The 16812-nt window shown below is 37.4% G+C and carries 15 protein-coding genes; 8 read left to right on the top strand and 7 right to left on the bottom strand.

Annotated features, from left to right (window positions below):
- Nucleotides 1–24: 24 nt before the first annotated feature.
- The 6 genes from ACNQGH_RS15365 to ACNQGH_RS15340 form a co-directional block, all read right to left on the bottom strand.
- Nucleotides 25–1782 carry an aromatic amino acid hydroxylase gene (locus ACNQGH_RS15365; protein WP_417956972.1) on the bottom strand — a complete coding sequence of 586 codons (1758 nt, stop codon included), beginning with the start codon at nucleotides 1780–1782 and terminating at the stop codon, nucleotides 25–27.
- 139 nt (nucleotides 1783–1921) lie between these two features.
- Nucleotides 1922–3055: an esterase-like activity of phytase family protein gene (locus tag ACNQGH_RS15360; RefSeq protein WP_417956905.1), complete on the bottom strand. Its 1134-nt coding sequence runs from the start codon at nucleotides 3053–3055 to the stop codon at nucleotides 1922–1924.
- Between the two features lie 74 nt (nucleotides 3056–3129).
- Nucleotides 3130–3516: a group III truncated hemoglobin gene (locus ACNQGH_RS15355; RefSeq protein WP_417956904.1), complete on the bottom strand. Its 387-nt coding sequence runs from the start codon at nucleotides 3514–3516 to the stop codon at nucleotides 3130–3132.
- A 60-nt stretch (nucleotides 3517–3576) separates the two neighbouring features.
- Nucleotides 3577–4110 (bottom strand): DUF4136 domain-containing protein, encoded by a 534-nt coding sequence (locus tag ACNQGH_RS15350; protein ID WP_417956903.1) that lies wholly within the window; start codon nucleotides 4108–4110, stop codon nucleotides 3577–3579.
- Between the two features lie 49 nt (nucleotides 4111–4159).
- Nucleotides 4160–6142 carry a urocanate hydratase gene (locus ACNQGH_RS15345; RefSeq protein WP_417956971.1) on the bottom strand — a complete coding sequence of 661 codons (1983 nt, stop codon included), beginning with the start codon at nucleotides 6140–6142 and terminating at the stop codon, nucleotides 4160–4162.
- 236 nt (nucleotides 6143–6378) lie between these two features.
- Nucleotides 6379–6555 (bottom strand): DUF5522 domain-containing protein, encoded by a 177-nt coding sequence (locus tag ACNQGH_RS15340; RefSeq protein WP_158589746.1) that lies wholly within the window; start codon nucleotides 6553–6555, stop codon nucleotides 6379–6381.
- A gap of 123 nt (nucleotides 6556–6678) precedes the next feature.
- Between ACNQGH_RS15340 and ACNQGH_RS15335 the strand changes: the two genes are divergently transcribed.
- The 5 genes from ACNQGH_RS15335 (at nucleotide 6679) to hemL (ending at nucleotide 12495) form a co-directional block, all read left to right on the top strand.
- Complete coding sequence (locus ACNQGH_RS15335; RefSeq protein ID WP_417956902.1) at nucleotides 6679–7020, top strand: hypothetical protein; 342 nt, start codon at nucleotides 6679–6681, stop codon at nucleotides 7018–7020.
- A gap of 433 nt (nucleotides 7021–7453) precedes the next feature.
- Nucleotides 7454–9289 (top strand): T9SS type A sorting domain-containing protein, encoded by a 1836-nt coding sequence (locus ACNQGH_RS15330; RefSeq protein WP_417956901.1) that lies wholly within the window; start codon nucleotides 7454–7456, stop codon nucleotides 9287–9289.
- A gap of 91 nt (nucleotides 9290–9380) precedes the next feature.
- Nucleotides 9381–10277, top strand: a complete 897-nt coding sequence (locus ACNQGH_RS15325; RefSeq protein ID WP_417956900.1) for a 1-aminocyclopropane-1-carboxylate deaminase/D-cysteine desulfhydrase — start codon at nucleotides 9381–9383, stop codon at nucleotides 10275–10277.
- Entirely contained in the window at nucleotides 10270–11175 is a 906-nt protein-coding gene (locus tag ACNQGH_RS15320; RefSeq protein WP_417956899.1) for a glucosaminidase domain-containing protein, read from the top strand. The genes ACNQGH_RS15325 and ACNQGH_RS15320 overlap by 8 nt, the downstream gene beginning before the upstream one ends.
- Nucleotides 11176–11208: 33 nt before the next feature.
- Nucleotides 11209–12495 (top strand): glutamate-1-semialdehyde 2,1-aminomutase, encoded by a 1287-nt coding sequence (gene hemL / locus ACNQGH_RS15315; protein WP_417956898.1) that lies wholly within the window; start codon nucleotides 11209–11211, stop codon nucleotides 12493–12495.
- Nucleotides 12496–12535: 40 nt separating this feature from the next.
- Here the strand turns inward: hemL and ACNQGH_RS15310 are convergent, their stop codons facing one another.
- Entirely contained in the window at nucleotides 12536–12985 is a 450-nt protein-coding gene (locus ACNQGH_RS15310) for a hypothetical protein (RefSeq protein ID WP_417956897.1), read from the bottom strand.
- 189 nt (nucleotides 12986–13174) lie between these two features.
- On the opposite strand from ACNQGH_RS15310, the gene ACNQGH_RS15305 reads away from it, so the two are divergent.
- The 3 genes from ACNQGH_RS15305 (at nucleotide 13175) to ACNQGH_RS15295 (ending at nucleotide 16786) form a co-directional block, all read left to right on the top strand.
- Nucleotides 13175–13660, top strand: a complete 486-nt coding sequence (locus ACNQGH_RS15305) for a c-type cytochrome (protein WP_417956896.1) — start codon at nucleotides 13175–13177, stop codon at nucleotides 13658–13660.
- Nucleotides 13661–13733: 73 nt separating this feature from the next.
- Nucleotides 13734–15716, top strand: a complete 1983-nt coding sequence (nosZ, locus tag ACNQGH_RS15300) for a Sec-dependent nitrous-oxide reductase (protein ID WP_417956970.1) — start codon at nucleotides 13734–13736, stop codon at nucleotides 15714–15716.
- Nucleotides 15717–15769: 53 nt separating this feature from the next.
- On the top strand, nucleotides 15770–16786 hold the full coding sequence (locus tag ACNQGH_RS15295; protein ID WP_417956895.1) for a nitrous oxide reductase accessory protein NosL: 1017 nt from the start codon (nucleotides 15770–15772) through the stop codon (nucleotides 16784–16786).
- Nucleotides 16787–16812 lie beyond the last annotated feature (26 nt).

Below are 16812 nucleotides of genomic sequence, written 5' to 3'. Positions count from 1 at the left end.
AGTACTTACTGTACTACAAAAAATCTAAGCTTTTTGTTTATCAAAAATCAAATCCAAACCGCCGGCAATCAAATGTGCCACTTCGGGTCTTTTTTCTTTTAAATTTTCAAGGTAATGCAGCACTTCCTGCAAAAGTTGTGGTTCGTTTCTGTCTTTCAAAAGTTCCGTGATTTCAACGGCCAATAACCAGTCATTGGAGTGATTTGCTTTAATTTTTTCAAAGATTGGTGCCAAAGCCGTTTGCCTGTCTTTGGATTCTCTCACCGTGCGAACGGTTTGGTACAGCACCTCTAAATCATCCCGTTCTGCGGTATGTTTGGCCTTTATGGTTTTGCTTGTTGGAACATGCGAAATCAAATCAAAACTATTCACATCTGCAGGACCTGAAAAAGCCGAAATTACTTTTTTTCCTATCGCCATATCGTAATTGCCCCATTCTGGTTGGAACAAAATATTTTCCCTGTGCGTTACGGTACAGTTTTTTAAGCTGATTAAAATAATTTCACCGTGTAGATTTCTAGATCCGGTAATAATCTCTCCTTTTACGATAATCTCTCCCTCAAACTCCAATGTTACACTTTGATTCTCAGTGATGGAATAAGCGCTTAAATCTCTTGGACTCATATCTTCAATAGCGAGATTGATACCCTTTAGTTTTCCAATAGGGCTTCCAAAACCCTCCGAATGTTTGATTGTTCCATGACCCACTAATTCTTTTTCTCGATACGATAAGGCCGTTTTACCCCTGGTTTGAATATAAACGGGTTTTCCCTCTTCTTCAATAACATTGCTGAAAACTCCTGAGATCTGAATTCCGGTACTCAATTCAATGGTTCCTAAGGCGTTGGAATGAATCAATTTGTTGATTCCCGATAGTCCTCCGGTACGCAACGCCATTTTATTGGCAAACTCTTCCAAAACCAAATTTAAATAAGCAAAATCTGGAGTGACGTAAAGCTGAGGCTGCAGTTTTGTAATATCAAAACTCTGGTTGGCTGCCGATATGTCGTAGGGGATTTTCTTTACATTATCGGTCATGCACCAAGCACTTTCACCAATGGATGAAAGCAATCCGGCGCCATAAATTTTTGGATTATCTAACGTTCCGATCAAGCCGTATTCTACGGTCCACCAATGCAGGTTTCTAATTTGCGCCATTTCCGATAATTCGCCCATGTTGTTCTGCAAATCTTCCACTGCTTTTTCAGCAGCCTCAATATCGGCCTGCGGTGTATCTTCGGCTTCTTTCAAGATAGAAAGCAGTCGAATGGCTTCGTACATTTGGTAATCTTTGTGCGAAGAAATTGCTTTGCAGCCGATTTCCCCAAAACGACGTAAATATTCTGCATATTCCGGATTGGCAATAATGGGTGCGTGGCCAGCGCCTTCGTGAATAATATCCGGTGCAGGCGTGTATTCTATATGTTCGAGCTGACGAATATCAGAAGCAATTACAAGTACATTATAGGCCTGAAATTCCATAAAAGCATTTGGCGGAATAAATCCGTCCACTGCCACCGCGGCCCAGCCTATTTCGGTCAGAATACGATTCATGCCGTACATACTGGGAATGTGATCAATTTCAATTCCTGTTTTTTTTAGTCCTTCGAGATACGAACTGTGGGCTACTTTCGAAAGATAATTCACATTTTTGCGCATCACATAGCGCCAAACGGCCTGGTTTATCGGCGTATAATCGCTATAATCTTGAGGCTTAATAAATTGTTTTAAGTGCTTTGGCAATCGGTCTAATAACGGATTACTTTCAATAGTTGAGTTCATTTCGAAATCGTTGTAGTTGTGTTGCAAAAGTACGAATTTAAGATGCTTTTTCCAGCTTTCATGGCAAATTTTTGCCCTTTTGTTTTTTCTAAAGTTGATGCAGTCTTCTTTAGAAAGCATCCTTTGCAATTTTCATTTATTATTGGATCAGCTCAAAAAGCAGCAACTGCGTTTTTTGTAACTCAGAAAAATTATTATCCGAAACAAAAATTAGGGATTGGTGTCCGTTAGGCAATTTTGGTCCAAAAGTAATCCCTTCGATATTATCAATAAAAATCCCCAATTGATCCATGTTAAGTGCTAGTTTCTTTGTGGCCACTTCAAAATTCTGATTTTTTAATGAAGTGTGTTTTTTTACATTAGTGGCCCTTTTCAAATCGCACAGGAAAACTTTAACTGTGCAGGCTTGAGTACCGGTAGAGTAGGAACGTTCCACAACCAGCAATTGATTTTTTCCATAATATTGAATTGCCGAAACGCCATTCACGGCAAAAGTACCTTTTGGATTCGGCTCCAGTGCAATTGGTTCCAAAAGGTACGCATATTGGGCGGTGTTCTTTTTTGTCTTAGCGTTAAATTGATACAATCGGATTACGCCCCCTTTGCTGGTGTTGGCTTGGTTACCATCTTCAAATAAAGGTTCTTCAATGTTGGTGTATATTGTTTTGTAGTTAAAATCGAAAGTAATTCCTTCTAACGTTCCATTATTCCTTGGGCCTTTTTCCTCTTTGTTCATTGCTAAATTAGCGGGTAATTTGGCTTTAAATTTGAAATTACCTTTCAAATCCATAAAGTTTAGGGAAGGGTTTTGTAAAATTAATTTAGCAGCGGTAACTATCCGGGCACCTTCGCTGCTCCAGAGCAGAGAATTGGTTTTTGGATTATACCGTATGTCTTCCGGGTCGCATGCTGTTGTCGGGCTGGTGTCCCAGTTGCCGTAATTTTTTCCGGTTTCATCTTTTAAAGTAGTAGTGCTTTGAAAAGTGATGCCTTCTAATTTATTTTCGTCCACAAGAATTTTTGCAGTGTAAAACCTCGAATCGTTAACCATCGATCTGTCGTCACAGATGAGGTAATACAAATCTTGTTTGGCATCATAATCGATTCCTGATAAGCCTCCCACCTTAGTGTCCTGAAAAGTTTGATTAAAAGGAATTTCGAGCGTGCTGATTAATTTTAAACTGGGAGTCGGTTTGTTTTCGGCGGTTTGTTTTAAATTGGAACAAGAAAGAAAAACAGCCTGTAAAGCAACGAGAAATAGAAATTTACGCATAAAAGGTTTTGTTACTATTTGCAAAATTCAACTGATCTATGGATTGGAAATGCGTTGGAAAACGGACTATTGCTTTAATTTTTTTCGGTATTCCTGAAATACTCAATTTTATAATTGAACATCTCAGCCATATTCTTAGCGCGAAGTTTCGCTTCCTCGGTTAGTGGCCCCACAAATAAACCATCGGCAGTTTCAATGAAAATTTCCATCCAGCGTTCGAAGTGTTCTTTGGCAACCGGTAATTGTTTGTGTGGTGGAAACGGGCTACCGGAATAGGTGTGTTGCTCCAGTAAAATAGTTTGCCAAAAGCGATACATTTTTTCTAAATGTTCCGGCCAGCGGTTGTTTATTTTTTCGTTGAAAATGGGTCCAATAAATGGATCTTTCTGAACTTTGGAGTAAAAGGTATCAACAAGTAATTTGATATCTTCGAGAGTGGTAATATCGGTCAATTGTGTCATGATTTAGTATAAAAAAAAACCTACGCAAAGGTAGGCTTTTATGTTTAAAATTATCGTAACCTATTTTGCTTTAGGAGGGAATTGCTCTAAAATTTTAGCCACAAATTCATTGATCTGTTTTTCTTTTTCATTGCGGTTTTCGGTCAAATAGCCTACTCCTTCTCCTTCCCAAACCAATTCTTTTTTCTTGGCATCGATTAAATCAATGTACAGTGTTCCTTCGGTTGAAGTAGAAACATAGGTGCGCCCACCCCAAAGATAAGGATTCCATCCATAGCGCCATCCATAACCCCATCCAGTGTTGTATTGGGTGACATCTACCTGTTCTCTTTCTTTGGTAAGGATGTTTATAAGTAAATCAGGTGTTTCACTCTTAGTCATTCCTTTTTTGCTAAGTTCATTGTCAATAGCATGAAGAATTCTTTTCTTGTCCAATTCTGAAATTTCTAATCGATCGATACCTCTTCTGTGAAAGGCATAGGTTTTGTATTGACTAAAATCTACATTTTTATCATAATCGGAATATACTTTTACGGAACTGCACGATGCTACTAGGAGAAGTAATACTACTGGAATGAGTTTAATTGCTTTCATGACTTAATTATTTGATTACTAAATGTTTATTAAAGATACGCCCAAATTTCTAAAAATCCAACAAATTGTCGGCTACTCTATTAGGGATGGTTACTTTCAATAAAGGTTGCGTCTCCATAGCTCTTTTTATTGCAAATTCTGCTCCGTCATTTCGTGCCCAGCTTCTTCTGGAAATTCCATTGTTGACATCCCAGAAAAGCATTGATTCTAAGCGTCTTGAGGCTTCTTTTGATCCATCAAGAACCATACCAAATCCACCGTTAATTACCTCTCCCCAGCCAACTCCGCCGCCATTGTGAATGGAAACCCAGGTTGCACCTCTAAAGCTGTCACCAATAACGTTTTGTATCGCCATATCAGCAGTAAAACGGGAACCGTCATAAATATGGGAAGTTTCTCTGTACGGAGAATCGGTCCCGGAAACATCATGGTGGTCCCTGCCTAAAACCACAAGTCCTATTTCGCCTTTGGCAATAGCCTGATTAAAAGCTTCCGCAATTTTCACCCGTCCTTCGGCGTCAGCATAAAGGATTCTGGCTTGTGAACCGACAACCAATTTATTTTCTTGTGCGCCTTTTATCCAGTGAATGTTATCCTGCATTTGTTGCTGAATTTCCTCGGGAGCCGTTTTCGCCATTGCTTCGAGAACCTGACAGGCAATTAAATCTGTTTTGACTAAATCTTCTGGTTTCCCTGAGGCACAAACCCATCGGAAAGGACCAAAACCGTAATCAAAACACATAGGACCCATGATATCCTGAACATAACTCGGATACCTGAAATCAATATGATTTTCGGCCATCACATCGGCACCGGCGCGGGAAGCCTCCAATAAAAAAGCATTTCCGTAATCAAAGAAATACGTTCCTCTGGCCGTATGTTTATTGATAGCAGTAGTGTGTCTGCGTAACGTTTCCTGTACTTTTATTTTAAATAAATCGGGATTTTCAGCCATCATGCTATTAGCCTCTTCAAAGGAAACATCGGCAGGATAATATCCACCGGCCCAAGGATTATGTAAGGAAGTTTGATCGGATCCTAAATCGATATGGATGTTTTCCTGGTCAAATTTTTCCCAAATGTCCACTACGTTTCCGAGATAACCGATAGAAACGGTTTCTTCATTGGCTTGTGCCAAAGCAACTCTTTTTACCAGTGCATCTACATTTTCAACCACTTCATTAATCCAGCCCTGACTGTGACGAATGTGAGTGATTTTTGGGTTTACTTCAGCACAAACGGTGATGCAACCGGCAATATTTCCGGCTTTAGGTTGCGCGCCACTCATCCCTCCCAATCCTGAGGTAACGAATAAACCACCCTTGGGACTGCGTTTTATTTTGCGAAAACCATTTAATACTGTAATTGTTGTTCCGTGTACAATTCCTTGAGGACCAATATACATATAGCTTCCGGCTGTCATTTGTCCGTATTGAGAAACGCCTAATGCATTCATTTTTTCCCAGTCATCCGGTTTAGAATAATTAGGGATTACCATTCCGTTTGTCACGACAACTCGGGGAGCTTCTTTATGCGAAGGGAACAATCCCATTGGATGACCGGAATACATAGTCAATGTTTGTTCTTCTGTCATTTCCGATAAATAGTGCATCGTCAAAAGATATTGTGCCCAGTTTTGGAAAACAGCTCCATTACCGCCATACGTAATCAATTCATGGGGATGTTGTGCCACGGCGTAATCCAAATTATTTTGAATCATTAGCATAATCGCTTTTGCCTGCTCACATTTTCCCGGATATTCAGAGATTGGTCGCGCATACATTTTATAATCAGGACGAAAGCGATACATATAAATACGTCCGTAGGTCTCTAATTCTTCCAAGAATTCTTTGATTAATTCAGCATGATGCTGGGGTTCAAAATACCGCAAGGCATTTCGCAGTGCTAGTTTTTTTTCTTCTGCCGAAAGGATTTCTTTGCGTTTTGGCGCATGATTGATATCCGTTTCGTATGGTTTTTTTTTTGGTAAAACGGATGGAATTCCCTGTTGAATTTGTTGTTGAAAAGTCATTTGATACTGTTGTTGAAAAGTCATTTGATACTGTTGTTAAACGAATTTATTACTTTTTTTGGAATGCATTTTTTTTTGAGAATCATTAGGCTGCTGCGCAAAAAAAGTGATAACTAAGGATAACGAATATCCGACCTGTGGTAGGATTTATGAATTTTGATTCTGTATCGCTGTAAACTAATATCCATTTTTTGTTTTTTGTTTAAAAACTGTTCAATTTGTAATGTGGAATCGGCTTACTTTTTATTTGTGCCTGTTTTTTTATCAAAACCATACGGACAATGGCGACAACCACTTTTGCAACAATACCCTCGCTTTAAATGATACTTTTCAGTGAAACATTTGTAGCCTTCAGGGGTGTAATAGAAATCTTCCCCTTCTATTAATTTATTTTCATTACTTTGGTCAATCATACTTTGGATTATTCTATTGTAAAAGTCATGTGGATTGCTTTAATGAGCAAAACAACGCAAACGATTGAGCTTTTCATTAAATAGAACCATTTTATCAGTACAAATTTATAAATTTTATAGCGAATGTTTCTAATTGTTGCTAAATATTTAATTCCAAAAGGATATCGCGGATTGACCGCATTTCCTTTTGTATTTGTAAAACATCGTGTTGATAAAGAAAATATAGTTTTTGTTAATCATGAAAAAATACACCTGCGCCAACAATTAGAACTGTTAGTGATTCCTTTTTTTATCTGGTATTTTATGGAGTATCTTTTTCGTTTGATTCAATATAAGAGCGCTGATTTAGCCTATAGAAATATTAGTTTTGAAAGAGAAGCGTACGCTAATGAATCAGATTTTAAATATTTAAAAAGCAGACCTTTTTTACGATTTTCAAAATATCTGTTTTTAAAAAAGGAATAGCCCGCTGATCAGGTGATCACTTTGGTAAGGTAAGGGCTGTTTTTAACTGCTCCCATTTTGAAATCCAAAATACCAAATCACTACCCTTTTACCCTTTTTTTGTGTCGATCCGGAATTGTTTCGCTCCAGTCGGTTTAATCTTATTTTTATCGTTTTTTAATCGTAAGAAATTAGGTGTCTAAAAGTTAAAAATATGTATTTAAACGATGTATTATGCTTTTTATCGTTATTTGTGCGGATTACAATACTATTTTTTTTGTAACTTTAGATGAAATATTAAACGTTGGGTCTCCTTTTCTGAAAATCGGGATTACAAATACACCTTTAAAATTTTTATTATTCCTAATCGTTTCATTTTCTATCGTTAAAGGAGTTATCGTATCTAAGGAATTACTCATTAAAAAACGTACAAATTAATCTAATTCCGCAGCTTATGGACTCAAAACTACTTAAAAAAACACTGTTGATTGTTTCAAGCGTTTTACTTCAGAGCAATCTTCATGCACAGCTGTACGTAAGTCCTAATAGCTATGTTTTTGCCAGCAATGAAGTGGTATATATTAGACAAGACTTGGAATTAAATGCAGCTACGAGTACCTTTTATTTAAGGAAAGATGCGGCGTTATTACAAGGATCTACCGCAGTGGGGACTAATAAAGGAACAGGAAACTTATCTGTTTTTCAAGAAGGAACCACCAACAATTTCCAATACAATTACTGGTGTTCGCCTGTTGGGGGAAATAATGCACCAGCAGGCAATTCTCCTTTCGGAATAACGCAACTTAAAGATATTGTTGATTTGACAAACAGTACTAATCCCACTATTTTAGCATCAAATAATTATAATGGTACTGCGAGTCCATTTGCAATTGCCCCCTATTGGATAAATAAATTGATAGCAACATCCGGTTATTCGAATTGGCTTCAGGTGGGCGCTGCTTCCAGTATAAATACCGGAGAAGGATTTACGATGAAGGGAACTTCCGGAACCAATCTTATTACGGTCAACGGCGTTCAAAACAATCCGGGAAGTCACCAAAGATATGATTTTAGAGGAAAACCCAATGATGGGACAATTGCTATTCCCGTTGCATTTGAGCAATCCACATTAACGGGAAATCCTTATCCGTCAGCGATCGATTTATCTGCTTTTTTAACTGATGCGACAAATTGTACCGGGATAGCTTATTTCTGGGAGCAAGATAAAACGGTAAACTCGCACTATATAGCAGATTACAAAGGAGGGTATGGTGCTTTTTCACCGGGTTTCTTAGGAAGTAGCGGAATCTATGTTCCTGCAACATTTTATTCGTATGACGGATCAGGCAATGCGGGAACAAGTACCGGTACAGGAGCAACTTATGAAAGACGTTTTAGTCCTGTCGGACAAGGTTTCCTGATCGATGGGCTTGTGGATGGTACGGTGGAAATGAAAAATAGTTATCGCGTATTTATCAAGGAAGGTGCCTCTAATTATTCTCAATTTGATAAAAATGGAAATCGAAGTAAAACGAAAAATGCATCGTATTATTTATCGAATATTCAATCACTGTCAGGTTTTGATTATACAAAAGTGAGTGTTTTGCCAACCCCACAAATTAGATTTAATACGTTGCTGAATAATCAGGGAGTCCGTCAACTGGCACTGGCATTTATTCCTGGAGCAACTGACGGTGTGGATCGCGCTATGGATGCCATGTCCTCGAGTGATGATGCTCCGGCGGATGTTTATTTTGTATTAGAGGACAGTGAATTTGTAATAGAGGCTGTGAATTTCAATATCGATAAAAAAATTCCCATCGGTTTTAGAAATGCGGACCAGGCCAATTATAAAATTACAGTAAAAGAAATTTTGAATTTTACGGAAGCGAATACGGTGTACTTACATGATAAGGTGGCGGATAAATATTTTGATATTAAGAATGATTTTCATGAAATTACGCTTCCTGCAGGTGTTAACAATACACAATTTGAAATTACTTTTAAAAGTAATGCTGCTTTGGGAGTTAAAGATTTGGCCAGTCAAAGTTTCGTGGTTTATCAAAATAATGCCACTAAGAATCTAACAATCAATAATCCACTCTTTATAGATCTTGCTACCTGCAGTTTGTATGATGTAGCGGGAAAATTAATTTTCAGCAAAAATGATTTGGGAGTAAATGCATCTTATAAATTTCCTACATCGGGTCTTGGAGATGGAATTTATATTGTTAAGTTGTCCACTAAAGAGGCTATTGAGGTTGGAAAAAAAATAATCATTAAGAACTAAAACGCATTAGAAACGGGAACAAAAAAATGCAATCTGTAGGGATTGCATTTTTATTATATATAAATTTTATCTTTGTAAAAAATAAATTAGCTTGAATCAACAGTTAACACTATCATTTCCAGACTCAATTTCAGTACACATTAAACGGGAAGATTTGATTCATCCCTTTGTTTCAGGAAATAAGTTTAGAAAATTGAAATACAATTTGCTTCAGGCCAAAGAAGAAAGCCAGGAAACAGTATTGACTTTCGGTGGCGCTTTTTCGAATCATATTGCAGCGGTAGCTTTTGCAGGAAAAGAAAAAGGATTCAAAACTATCGGGATTATTCGCGGGGATGAATTAGCAAGTAAAATTTCGGAAAATCCGACCTTATTATTTGCCCAAAATTGTGGAATGCAATTGGAATTTATTTCCAGAGCGGAATACCGCTTAAAAAGTGAGGCTTCATTTTTAGCAAATTTAAAAATAAAATTTGGCGATTTTTATCTTATTCCAGAAGGTGGAACCAACGCATTAGCCGTCAAAGGCTGTCAGGAAATTGTAACCGAAGAAGACAGTGTGTTTGATTACGTTTGTTGTTCCGTAGGAACCGGTGGTACGATTTCCGGAATTATAAATAGCGTTTTACGCCATCAAAAAGTTTTAGGGTTTCCCGCTTTAAAAGGTGATTTTTTAAAAGAGGAAATTCGTAATTTTGCACAAAATGAGAATTGGGAACTGATTACAGCGTATCATTTTGGAGGTTACGGAAAAGTAAATCCAGAATTAATCGAGTTCATCAATCAGTTTTATCAGGAAAATCAAATTCCTTTGGATCCTATTTATACAGGAAAGATGGTTTTTGGCGTTATGGATTTGATACATAAGAACTATTTTCCGGCTCAATCAAAAATTTTACTAATTCATACCGGTGGAATTCAGGGAATTCAAGGGATGAATATGAAATTAAGAAACAAACAATTACCAACAATCAATATCAATGTTTAAAAAAATTCTGCTGATACTCATACTAATAACTATGGTAGGCTGTAAGGCCACAAAACCTGTTATTGTAACTACAAAAAAGGTTCCTTTAAAACCAAAATCGGAAGTAGTCAACGTGGTTAAAAAACCAAACGTCACCAAATCAAATACGCCAAAACCCATATTGCCAAAACCTGTAAAAGAACAGAGTGGTGAAACAGAAGTAATTGTTTCTACTTCAAAAACGGTAGTTACCAATGCTGCTGTTAAAGCTTATATTTCTCAATTTAAAGAAATTGCAATGGGAAATATGAAGAGTTTTGGTATTCCTGCCAGTATTATTTTGGCTCAGGGTATTTTAGAATCGGGTGCCGGAGTAGGGGATTTGGCCGTAAGTGCCAACAATCATTTTGGTATAAAATGTCATGAAGGCTGGACCGGAGAAAGTGTGAGGCATGACGATGATTCTGATCAGGAATGTTTCAGAAAATACGATAATCCATCGGAATCGTTTAAAGATCATGCTGTATTTCTAACAGGGAGAAGCAGGTATTCTAAATTATTTGCGTTGGCAAAAGGAGATTATAAGGCCTGGGCCAGGGGACTAAGAGCTGCCGGCTATGCGACAGACCCCAGATATCCGGATAAATTGATATCTTACATTGAACGATACAATCTGCAGCAATATGACAGCCAGGTTTTAGATGCGAATTATGTTTCCAATGAAAAACAATTGGTAGCAGCGTTATCGGTTGAAAATAAAAAACCCAAAGAGCAAGGTTTAGTCTCCTATGAGGTTCAAAAAGGAGATACGCTCTATTCCATTTCAAAAAAATTCGAATTAAGGATTGACGAATTAAAACAAAAAAATAATCTTTCGGACAATACCCTTTCTATTGGACAACGACTGATCATAAACTAATTTAAAAATAACCAAAACTCATAATTCATTTCAATGTTATATAAAAGAAGCAGTCAGCTTTTTGCTGAAGCAGAAAAAGTAATTCCAGGTGGCGTAAATTCACCAGTAAGAGCCTTTAAAGCGGTAGGCGGAACTCCAATTTTTGTCAAAAGTGCCAAAGGGGCTTATTTATATGATGAAGACGGAAACCGTTTGATTGATTATATCAATTCATGGGGGCCGATGATTTTAGGACATGCTTTTGAACCGGTTGTCCAAGCCGTGATCGAGAAAGCCAAATTGGGAACTTCTTTTGGGATGCCGACAGAATTGGAAACTCAAATTGCCGCTTTGGCTGTTGCGATGGTTCCGAATATCGATAAAATCAGATTTGTAAATTCAGGTACCGAAGCGTGTATGAGCGCCGTAAGACTGGCTCGTGGATTTACAAAAAGAGATAAAATAATAAAATTTGCAGGCTGCTATCACGGTCATTCTGATTCGTTTCTGATTCAGGCTGGAAGTGGGGCAATTACTTTTGGTTCACCAAATAGTCCAGGAGTGACTGCTGGAACTGCCAAAGATACTTTGCTGGCACGATACAATGATTTAGAAAATGTTGCAGCTTTAATTGACGCTAATAAAAATGAGATTGCCGCAATAATTGTTGAGCCAGTTGCCGGAAACATGGGCTGTATTCCACCCTGCAAAGGTTTTCTGGAAGGCTTACGCCAATTGTGTACCGACAATGGAATTCTATTGATTTTTGATGAGGTAATGACTGGTTTTAGACTGGCCAGAGGTGGTGTTCAGGAATTATTTAATGTTACTGCCGATATTGTGACTTTCGGGAAAGTAATAGGCGGAGGTTTACCGGTTGGCGCTTTTGCCGCTCGTGAAGAAATTATGAATTATTTGGCACCATTAGGTCCTGTTTATCAGGCAGGAACTTTATCCGGAAATCCATTAGCCATGGCTGCGGGATTGGCGATGTTGCAATCGTTAGATAATGACCGTGCTATTTTTCAGCGATTAGAAGAAAAAACAGCCTATTTGAGTGCAGGAATTGACAAAGTTTTGAAAGCCAATAAAGTTGCTTTTACGATCAATAGAATTGGATCTATGATTTCAGTACATTTTGACGCCGCTCCGGTTGTTGATTTACAAACCGCTGCCAAAGGGGATAATGAAACCTTCAAAAAATTATTTCATGGATTATTAGCGGAAGGAATTTATATTGCTCCGTCAGCTTATGAAACATGGTTTATTACTGATGCACTAACATACGATGATTTAGATTTTACCATTCGCGCTATTGATAAAGTTTCTAAAACTTTTTAAATTATAACAAAAACTTCCGGTTATCGCCGGAAGTTTTTTTTTACGCTTTTTTTAATGCTGCTTTTCTCTCACCATCGTGAGATCCACGATGTCCATGATGCTGTCTGTCTTTCATAGCATTCCATTTTTCAAATTGTTCCGGAGATAAAATGGTTTTCATTTTATTTTTCATCGCAATTTGTTCATCTAACATTTTATTTTTCATAGCAAAAAGGGCATCAGCAGTCGGTTTTTCCTGATTTGCTTTTCGTGCTGCTCTCATTGCTTCTCTTTTGGCGCTTCGTTCCCCAATGATTTGTTTCATTTCTGTTTGCTGTTTCGCATTCAAATCAAGGTCTAATGTCATTTTTTTTAACATTAACTGATTTCGTTGTTCTGGAGTTAATTTTTCCATTTCAGCTCGATCAGGTCTTTTTTCCATTTCTTTTTTGTCCTGAGCAAAAGCAGACAGTCCAACAGCTAATAATACGGCGATAATTAATTTTTTCATTTCTATTGTTTTTACGTTAGGGTTATAAGACTGTGATAAAAATCAAAAGTTTAATCGTTAACAAAAGTTTATCGTTTGTCCTTGATATTTTAAAAAAAATAAAAAATAGGAATTTAAGTATGATTGAAGTCATAATTAAACCACTACTATTTTCTGAAATTTGTCTAAGAAATTTTAAAAATCAATATTATGTACAAATTATCTTTTTTTGTAGTTGCCTTAGTAATGCTAACTTCCTGTTCCGATAAAAAAAAATCTAGTGAGGATTTTTCCCCAAGTGCTGCTTCTGAGGAATCGGCTGAAACCGGAGCTCCTGATGTATCAACTTACGATCCAAACAGAGGTGAAGGAAAACATTCTTCCGTAGATTTAGGAGATAAGTTAGATGTGGCTATGGCTGCCGAGGGCGAGAAAATTCAATCTGTTAAATGTTCTTCCTGTCACAAACTGACTGAAGAAAAATTAGTGGGTCCAGGATGGAAAGGGGTTACTTCGCGACACAAACCAGAATGGATTATGAATTTTATTACGAATCCTGATCCAATGATTGATAAAGATCCAAAAGTTCAGGCTCAGTTAGAAATATGTTTGGTTCGTATGCCAAATCAATCCCTTACGGATAAAGACGCAAGAAATTTACTTGAATTTATGCGTAAAAATGACGGTGTAAAGTAATTTCCACTAAATAAATTTCACTTAATAAAAATATGAAATGGAAAATTCACGATTACAAAAAACAACAATAGAAATGATAAATAAAAATAAATTTGTAAAAGCAACGCTTGCTATTGTCTTAGCAAGTGCGTTTTTTAGTTCTTGCAGACCCAAAGATACTGGGGATGCAGTAAGTGGTGATGCAGCTCAAAAAGTCTATGTCGCTCCAGGGAAATATGACGAATTCTATAATTTCGTTTCAGGAGGCTTTAGTGGTCAAATGAGCGTATATGCGCTGCCAAGTGCAAGACTATTAAGAGTTGTTCCAATCTTTTCCGTTGATCCGCAAAGTGGTTACGGATACAGCGAAGAGTCAAAACCGATGCTAAATACTTCTCAGGGTTTTGTGCCATGGGATGATCAGCATCATTTAGACATGTCACAAACCAATGGTGAAGTGGATGGACGCTGGATTTTTGCCAATGCCAACAATACGCCGAGAATCGCTCGTGTTGATTTAAAAACTTTCAAAACGGTTGAGATTATTGAGCTTCCTAACAGTGCAGGGAATCACTCTTCACCATTTATTACTGAAAACACCGAATATGTTGTGGCGGGAACCCGTTTCAGCGTTCCGCCAGATAACTCCAATGGTGATGTGCCTATTAACACCTACAAAAAAAATTTCAAAGGATATTTAAGTTTTGTAAAGGTAGGTAAGGAAGGACAGATGGATATTGCGTTCCAAATTGAAGCACCCGGAGTGAACTTTGATTTAAGTCATGCCGGTAAAGGTAAATCTCATGGTTGGTTTTTCTTTTCTTGTTATAATACAGAACAGGCCAATACTTTGCTGGAAGTGAATGCTTCGCAAAAGGACAAAGATTTTATCATGGCAGTAAACTGGAAAAAAGCGGAGGAATATATTAAAGCAGGAAAAGGGAAAAAAATTCCTGCAAAATATGCGCACAATACCTGGGATGAAAAAACGCATACTGCAAAATCTGAAATGAGAAACGAAGTCCTGGTCTTGGACTCAAAAGAATTGAAAGACATTTGTTACATGATTCCTTGTCCGAAATCACCTCATGGATGTGATGTAGATCCTACAGGAGAATATATTGTCGGCAGTGGAAAATTAGCAGCCTTAATTCCGGTATTTAGCTTTGATAAAATGCAAAATGCGATCGCAAAAAAACAATTTGATGGTGAATATGAAGGTATTCCGGTTATTAAATATGAAGCGGCTTTGTATGGAGAAGTTAAAAAACCAGGTCTAGGACCATTGCACACTGAGTTTGACGGAAAAGGAAATGCGTATACCACGTTCTTCGTTTCTTCTGAAGTAGTGAAATGGGATATCAAAACATTGAAAATTTTAGATAGAGCACCTACCTATTATTCTCCGGGACATCTTTGTATTCCTGGCGGAGACAGTAAAAAACCATTTGGTAAATACATGATTGTGTACAATAAAATTACCAAAGACAGGTATTTGCCAACCGGACCAGAATTGGCTCAAAGTGCACAATTGTTTGATATTAGTGGCGATAAAATGAAACTTTTATTAGATTATCCAACCATTGGAGAACCACATTATGCTCAAGCTGCACCTGCTGATTTAATCAGAAACAATGGACAGTTAAAATTCTACAAAATAGAAGATAATAATAATCCATTTGTAACTAAAGGGGAGAAAGAAGCTAAAGTAGTTAGGAAAGGGAACAGAGTAGATGTGTACATGACTTCGATCCGATCTCACTTTGCATCAGATAACATTGAGGGAGTAAAAATGGGTGACGAGGTTTATTTCCACGTGACCAATTTAGAACAAGATTGGGATGTGCCTCATGGATTTGCCATAAAAGGCGCCGATAATGCCGAGCTGCTGATCATGCCTGGGGAAACGGCAACTTTAAAATGGGTTCCGAAAAAAGTGGGTATTTATCCATTCTATTGTACGGACTTCTGTAGTGCACTGCACCAGGAAATGCAGGGATATGTTAGGATATCACCTTCAGGAAGCACGGTTCCCTTGACTTTTAGCTTAGGAACTAATCTTCCCGCTACGAAATAAATTCTTAAATAAAAAGGGAACGAATTCTTGTTCCCTTTTTTTAAAAAACAATCATGAACAATTCAAAAATTTCAACACTTTCAAAAGGCATCCTTTTGTTGGTGATGCTACTATTAGCAGCTTCTGTTTTTGTTCCAATGTGGAGAATTGAGTTGTCTGCACCGCAATATCCGGAAGGATTATTGTTGCAGTTACATGCCAATAAAATTGGAGGAGATGTTGACATCATTAATGGTTTGAACCATTATATAGGTATGAAAACCTTACACAAGGAAGATTTTGTGGAGTTTACGGTATTGCCTTATATCTTTGGTTTTTTTGCACTTTTTGCATTGGTGATTGCTGTAACGGCCAATAAAAAAGGACTTTATGTTTTGTTTATTTCATTTGTTCTTTTTGGGATTTTAGCAGCTGCAGATTTCTATAGATGGAACTATGAATACGGACACAATCTTGACCCTAATGCGGCAATTAAAGTGCCAGGGATGGCCTATCAGCCGCCCCTATTAGGATACAAGCAATTGCTGAATTTTGGAGCCTATTCCATTCCCGATACGGGAGGATGGATGTTAATTGCAGCCGGATTTTTACTTTTTATAATTGTCTTAAAAGAAGCTCATTTGTTGCAAAGACTGAGAAAACCAAAAACAGCAGTCCCTTTATTATTCGTACTGTCTTTCTCTTTTTTATCCTGTAATAATGCGGAAGCAGTTCCCATAAAACTAAATAAAGATACCTGTGATTTTTGTAAAATGAGCATTTCGGATGGTAAATATGGTGCCGAAGTAATAACTGAAAAAGGAAGGGTATATAAATTTGATGATATTGGGTGCATGGCGAATTATTGTAAGGAAAACAGCAGTACAAAAATGAAAGCCTATTACATACATAACTATACTCAGGATAATATTTTAATTGCTGCTAAAACTGCCTTTTTTGTTTCCGGCGGAGCTGTTCATAGCCCAATGGGTAGCAATAGCATTGGATTTTCTTCAGAAAAAGACGCGAAATTATTCAGCGTAAAATTAAATGCCCAAACCATAACCTGGGATGCGATTTTAGAAAAATAAAACGGCAGTCACTAAACAAAATACGT

The sequence above is a fragment of the Flavobacterium kochi genome (genome assembly GCF_048286715.1).
Lineage (GTDB): Bacteria > Bacteroidota > Bacteroidia > Flavobacteriales > Flavobacteriaceae > Flavobacterium.
The sequence above is the reverse complement of the archived record's forward strand: the minus strand, read 5'-3'. Positions and strand labels throughout refer to the sequence as shown.

Excerpts from the sequence above, each read along its gene's own strand:
- ACNQGH_RS15360 (WP_417956905.1), bottom strand. The coding sequence starts at position 3,055 with ATGCGTAAATTTCTATTTCTCGTTGCTTTACAGGCTGTTTTTCTTTCT.
- ACNQGH_RS15365 (WP_417956972.1), bottom strand. The coding sequence starts at position 1,782 with ATGAACTCAACTATTGAAAGTAATCCGTTATTAGACCGATTGCCAAAG.
- ACNQGH_RS15355 (WP_417956904.1), bottom strand. The coding sequence starts at position 3,516 with ATGACACAATTGACCGATATTACCACTCTCGAAGATATCAAATTACTT.
- nosZ (WP_417956970.1), top strand. The coding sequence starts at position 13,734 with ATGATAAATAAAAATAAATTTGTAAAAGCAACGCTTGCTATTGTCTTA.
- ACNQGH_RS15340 (WP_158589746.1), bottom strand. The coding sequence starts at position 6,555 with ATGATTGACCAAAGTAATGAAAATAAATTAATAGAAGGGGAAGATTTC.
- ACNQGH_RS15320 (WP_417956899.1), top strand. The coding sequence starts at position 10,270 with ATGTTTAAAAAAATTCTGCTGATACTCATACTAATAACTATGGTAGGC.
- ACNQGH_RS15310 (WP_417956897.1), bottom strand. The coding sequence starts at position 12,985 with ATGAAAAAATTAATTATCGCCGTATTATTAGCTGTTGGACTGTCTGCT.
- ACNQGH_RS15350 (WP_417956903.1), bottom strand. The coding sequence starts at position 4,110 with ATGAAAGCAATTAAACTCATTCCAGTAGTATTACTTCTCCTAGTAGCA.
- ACNQGH_RS15330 (WP_417956901.1), top strand. The coding sequence starts at position 7,454 with ATGGACTCAAAACTACTTAAAAAAACACTGTTGATTGTTTCAAGCGTT.
- ACNQGH_RS15345 (WP_417956971.1), bottom strand. The coding sequence starts at position 6,142 with ATGACTTTTCAACAACAAATTCAACAGGGAATTCCATCCGTTTTACCA.
- ACNQGH_RS15335 (WP_417956902.1), top strand. The coding sequence starts at position 6,679 with ATGTTTCTAATTGTTGCTAAATATTTAATTCCAAAAGGATATCGCGGA.
- ACNQGH_RS15295 (WP_417956895.1), top strand. The coding sequence starts at position 15,770 with ATGAACAATTCAAAAATTTCAACACTTTCAAAAGGCATCCTTTTGTTG.
- ACNQGH_RS15305 (WP_417956896.1), top strand. The coding sequence starts at position 13,175 with ATGTACAAATTATCTTTTTTTGTAGTTGCCTTAGTAATGCTAACTTCC.
- hemL (WP_417956898.1), top strand. The coding sequence starts at position 11,209 with ATGTTATATAAAAGAAGCAGTCAGCTTTTTGCTGAAGCAGAAAAAGTA.